This is a genomic window from Mitsuaria sp. TWR114 (genome assembly GCF_007997345.1).
The window spans coordinates 1-736 of sequence record NZ_VOSR01000112.1 but is presented as its reverse complement, the minus strand read 5'-3'; the positions used below and the strand labels follow the sequence as shown (position 1 = coordinate 736).

At 72.1% G+C, this 736-nt stretch carries 1 protein-coding gene; it reads left to right on the top strand.

The features are described from left to right. The coding region (locus FUT87_RS05560) for an amidohydrolase family protein (RefSeq protein WP_147240350.1) at nucleotides 1-736 on the top strand (736 nt) is incomplete at both ends.

Genomic DNA, 736 nt, shown 5'->3' with positions numbered 1-736 from the left:
CGCGACCTCGCTGCCGCCGATGGTGCTGCCGACGCTGGTCGATGCCCACAGCCACGCGTTCCAGCGCGCCTTCGCCGGCCTGGCCGAGCAGCGCGACAGCGACAGCGACGATTTCTGGTCCTGGCGCGACCGCATGTACGGCGTGGCGCTGCGCGTGACGCCGGCGCAGCTGAAGGACATCGCCGCGCAGCTTTACACCGAGCTGCTGGCCGGCGGCTACACGCAGGTCTGCGAGTTCCACTACCTGCATCACCGCGAGGACGGCACGCCCTACGAGGACGAGCACGCGATGGCGCTGGCGCTGGCCGAGGCCGCGCAGGAGGTGGGCATCGGGCTGACGCTGCTGCCGGTGTTGTACGCGCACGCCGGTTTCGCCCAGCGCGGGCTGCGCGAGACGCAGCGGCGTTTCCGCACCGATGCGGACTGGGTCTGGCAGGCTTGCCGCCGCATCAACGCCGCCGGGCTGCCGCTGGTGCGCGCCGGCGTGGCGGTGCACTCGCTGCGCGCGGCCCATGAGGCCGACGTGCACGCGCTGCAGGCGCTGGTCGGCGACGCGGACATTCCCATCCACGTGCACGTCGCCGAGCAGATGCAGGAGGTCAATGACTGCCTCGCGGCGACCGGCCGGCGGCCGATCGATTTCCTGGCCGACTACGGCCTGGATCCGCGCTGGCAGCTGGTGCATGCCACCCACAGCACGCGCGAGGAGATCGCGCGCAGCATCGGGCCCTGCAGC